Annotated in this window: 3 protein-coding genes and 2 pseudogenes; all 5 read right to left on the reverse strand. The window is 41.0% G+C overall.

From position 1 onward, the window contains the following. Nucleotides 1-204: pseudogene (gene hisH, locus ACZFYI_RS17490) on the reverse strand (imidazole glycerol phosphate synthase subunit HisH); the annotation flags it as partial. A 222-nt stretch (nucleotides 205-426) separates the two neighbouring features. Next, the gene (locus tag ACZFYI_RS17495; protein WP_462525414.1) at nucleotides 427-1,209 is read right to left on the reverse strand and encodes a phenylalanine 4-monooxygenase; all 783 of its coding nucleotides are present in this window, start codon (nucleotides 1,207-1,209) and stop codon (nucleotides 427-429) included. 215 nt (nucleotides 1,210-1,424) lie between these two features. After that, nucleotides 1,425-2,444, reverse strand: coding sequence for a 3-deoxy-7-phosphoheptulonate synthase (aroF, locus tag ACZFYI_RS17500; RefSeq protein WP_462525415.1), 1,020 nt, complete (start codon nucleotides 2,442-2,444; stop codon nucleotides 1,425-1,427). Between the two features lie 4 nt (nucleotides 2,445-2,448). After that, nucleotides 2,449-3,222 carry a tryptophan synthase subunit alpha gene (trpA, locus tag ACZFYI_RS17505; protein ID WP_462525416.1) on the reverse strand — a complete coding sequence of 258 codons (774 nt, stop codon included), beginning with the start codon at nucleotides 3,220-3,222 and terminating at the stop codon, nucleotides 2,449-2,451. Nucleotides 3,223-3,340: 118 nt separating this feature from the next. Continuing rightward, nucleotides 3,341-3,505 (reverse strand): annotated as a pseudogene (locus ACZFYI_RS17510) (tryptophan synthase subunit beta); the annotation flags it as partial.

A 3,505-nucleotide genomic window follows, 5' to 3' on the forward strand; every position in this document is an offset into this window, starting at 1 on the left:
ATTTGGAATCAATTGATCCAACTGCTTTTCCTTTAAATAGCGCATAGCAGTACTCGCCTCTCCCTGTCCGGGAAAAATCACTTTGTCAGCTTTGGCTATTTCTTCTAAACTATCGGTAAGCACAGCCTCCGCCCCCTGTCGCTCTAAAGCGTAAAGGACTGATTGTACATTGCCTGCGTTGTATTTGATTACTGCTACTTTCATGTTGAGATGTGAGACATAAGATTTGAGATGTGATACATCCCTTAGCCGTGTCTGAATTTTGTTTTTAAAAGATTTTTATTTTTGAGGTTGAAATGCAAAAGACTTCTCTCTGCGTTCGAAGTGACAAAGATAAGTTTTTCCAATAATCAACGGGTTCTGTAATTCCAACCTCTCAATTTCTTTTACCTTTCACCATTTACAAAAATTCAGAATTCATCATTCTTAATTTTTATTCATTTCTTCCGTCACCATTTCCCCCAAAACAGCCTCAATTTCCGGAAGGGATTCATACAACTGCTCAAAACTTTCGATGATGAAGTATTTGTCCTGGAATTTATCCTTCCAATAAGGGGTATTCAAAATCCTTTTAACATCGTATTCATAATGTGCAGGTATATCCGAAAGGCTGTATTTGGTTTCTCCTGCAGAACTCAAAATTCCTGCACCATAGATTTTGACTTCTCCATCTTCTCTGATCAAGCCAAACTCGATGGTGAACCAATAAATCCTCGAAAGCAGTTCTATGGCCCATTTGTTATTTATATGTTTTAGAGCCAAGCCACTTAGATTTTCGAGAAAATCCACATAGGGCTGATTGGTCAGCATCGGCATGTGAGCAAAGGCATCATGAAACATATCAGGCTCTTCGAGGTAATCCAACTGCTCCATTTTTCTTAGCCATGTGGATGAACAAAATCTTTTGTTGTTCATAAGACCAAAGAAAAGGTCATCATCAATCAATCCGGGAACCACCTGAATCTGCCAGCCTGTGGTATTTGCCAACCTTCTGTTGACATCCTCAAAGTCAGCAATTTTGTCTGCAGTGAAGTTGATTTCTTTGATACCTGCCAAATATGCCTTAGAAGCAGCTTTGGGAAGATTGACAATCTGTCTCTCAAAGAGAATCCGCCAAACTTCAAAATCCTCCTCCTTGTAAGCAGCATAATCCTGCTTCATTTTTTGTAATCTCGGGTCCGAAAAGACCCAGTCTTTGGGTTTATTCATTATTCTATATTTGGGTTGTATATTCTGATTTTATATCCGCATTGAGGTTTAGTTGAAATTTTCCAAGCAAAAACCAACAGATAAAATGTCCATAGTCCATAGATAACAGTCCATGGCGGATCTTACTAAAATTTAAATCATGCCCCTCTTTCCTTTCTTTTTTCAAAATTAACAAAACCTTCAATCTTTACCCAAACCTTGGATGAATAACGAGTCTAGAGCAATGTGAAGGTTTTTCTCATAGCAAATGTCTTTCTGATCCAATCTGCCAACAAGGCGCTTTGGGCAAAATCCAAAGTCTGTTGACCATCTGAATAGGCTTTTTCTGGAATTTCGTGAGTTTCATAAATGATTCCATCAGCACCGGACATCACTCCTGCCAAGGCCATTTGGGGTACATATTCCCTGATTCCTATGCCATGCGAAGGATCGACGATGACAGGCAGGTGAGATTTTGCTTTTAGAATCGGAACGGCATTCAGGTCCAAAGTATTGCGGCTTGCCCTTTCATAAGTACGGATTCCCCTTTCACAAAGGATAAGTTTTTCATTACCTCCGGAAAAAACATACTCCGCAGATTGGAGCAATTCTTCGATGGTACCGGAAATTCCCCTTTTGATCATGACAGCTTTGTCCACTTTCCCCAACTCATCCAACAGGTTGAAGTTTTGGGTATTCCTAGCACCGACTTGGTAAACGTCCACATAAGGATACATCTCCTCGATTTGGGAGACCTGCATGACTTCGGTGACGATTTTGATTCCGGCTTCTTTTGCCAAACCATACCATAATTTCAAGCCTTCAATCCCCAATCCACGGAATGCATATGGGCTTGACCTTGGCTTGAAAACACCGCCCCGCATCATGGTAATGCCAGTTGCTTTGAGGTGTCCGATTACTTTTTTGATCTGGTCTTCTGATTCGATCGAACAAGGTCCTGCCATGATCGCCATATCGCCATCTTTGATAAAGACCCCATCTCCAAGGTCAATCGAAGTCGGTTTGACTTTCCACTTTTTGGAAACAAGCTTGTACTCGTCCGAAACAATATGGATGTCTTTGATGCCTTCCTGTTGGCCGATTTTGCGGATATCAAAATCATTCTTGCCGATTCCTATCAGGTAATCTCCCAATTGGGTTTTGACTTCGGTGATCTTGTAGCCGATCTGACTGATTTCATGGATCAGTTTATCTTTTTGCAAATCAGTGATTTCTTCTTTTAACTGGACAATCATAGTTTCAATGGATTACGGACTTTATGTAAGATTCAATGTCAGATTTCAAGTCCTGACTGTCTTTGATTTTTTTGATGAAAGCACTTCCGATAATAGCCCCGTTTCCATATTTGGAAGCAGTGCTGAAGGTTTCTGAATCAGAAATCCCAAATCCGATCAACCTTGGGTTTTTCAGATTCATGGCCTCTACTCTTTTGAAATAAGCAATCTGTTCCTCAGAAATCCCTGTTCGGGCACCGGTAATACTGTGTGCCGAAACCATATAAATAAACCCATTGGAATGGGTATCAATTTCGCGGATTCTCTTTTCGCTTGTTTGAGGAGATATCAAAAAGGTATTGCGAAGGTCATACATGTCAAAGATTTCCTTGAATTCATCCAAGTATTGCTGCATCGGAAGGTCAGGGAGAATCAGTCCATCAACGCCAATTTCCTGACATTTTTTACAAAAAGCTTCCATCCCATATTGAATGATCGGGTTTAGGTAGCCCATCAGGACTACAGGCAAAGAAACGCTTTGGCGCATATTCTCCAATTGCTCAAAAAGCTTTTTCAAGCTCATACCATTATCCAAAGCGATCTGATTGCTGTCCTGAATCGTAGGCCCGTCGGCAATCGGATCGGAATAAGGAACTCCCACTTCGATAATGTCGGCACCTGCAGACTCGATGGCCTGCATGATGGTTATCGTGTCATAAAGTTTTGGAAAACCTGCAGTGAAGTAAATGGAGAGCACCCGCTCTTTTTTGGTTTGAAATAATTTATCTATTCGGTTCATTTTTTTAAGACATGAGACGTGAGATTTGAGGCAAGAGATTGGTTTGGGGTAAATGTTGAGGTTTAGTTGAAAAGGATGAGAGGCAACTTCTTGCTTCCAACTTCTAACTTCCTACCTCCTAATATCCTCCCCATTTAATATACGTATCCAAATCCTTATCTCCTCTGCCCGAAAGGTTGATGACGATGATATCGTCTTTGCTGTATTCGATCAGGTTCAAGGCGTGGATGGCATGTGCCGTTTCAATAGCGGGAATGATTCCTTCAGTACGGCTGAGTTCGAT

It is taken from the genome of Aquiflexum sp., from assembly GCF_977115555.1.